Below are 780 nucleotides of genomic sequence, written 5' to 3' on the forward strand. Positions count from 1 at the left end.
CGTCGCGGAACTCCTGGGGATAGGGCTTGGGCACAGCTGGCATCCTTCCAGGCCGCCCGGCAGGGCAAGCCAGATCAGATGTCACCTACTCGTGCACCAGCCCCTATTTCTCGATCTGGCCGATCCGCATAGCGAGCTGTCGACAGTGCTACACGTGCTAGCCGACGACACGGTTTCCAGGGGAGAGATAAGTGAATCACCTTAAGTTGCTGGACGGACGGCTGAAGATCCGACACCTCGTGCTGATCGACGCCCTGTCCCGTCAGGGAAGTGTGATCGGCGCGGCGGCGGAGCTTCACATCGCACAGCCTGTCGCAACTCGAGGACTGCGCGAGGTTGAGACCTTGCTTGGAGTCGAACTCTATGCTCGCGGTCCTCGCGGCATCTCTCCAACTGTCTTCGGCGCAGCGTTCACAGAACATGCCCGCGCCGTACTCGCGCAACTCAATCAAGCCAGCCGACACGTCGAGGAGCTCGCGAACGCCGACCGGGGATCCGCACTCGTGGGGATACACCTCGCTGGGTCAAACCTGCTACTCCCGCGAGCCATCTCGTACCTGAAAGCCAAGCGGCAGTCGTTGACGGTTGTGGTGCGCGAGGGATCGCCAGAGTTTCTTCTATCAGAACTCGAGATGGGACACATCGATATGATCGTCGGGCGTCTGACATCTCCTAGTGGCAGGTCCCCGATAACCGGTCCAGGCAGTTCTAGAGCCAGTTCCTACTTGCAGTCGATCAGTCGATCTCGCAGCCCACGGGGTGATGTTGGTGGGTGCATCC

Annotated in this window: 1 protein-coding gene; it reads left to right on the forward strand. The window is 60.5% G+C overall.

The features are described from left to right. Positions 1–191 precede the first annotated feature (191 nt). On the forward strand, positions 192–780 hold a 589-nt coding region (locus IEW22_RS19840; protein WP_188589133.1), incomplete at its 3' end, for a LysR family transcriptional regulator.

The sequence above is a fragment of the Gordonia jinhuaensis genome (genome assembly GCF_014639795.1).
GTDB classification, from domain to species: Bacteria; Actinomycetota; Actinomycetes; order Mycobacteriales; family Mycobacteriaceae; genus Gordonia_B; species Gordonia_B jinhuaensis.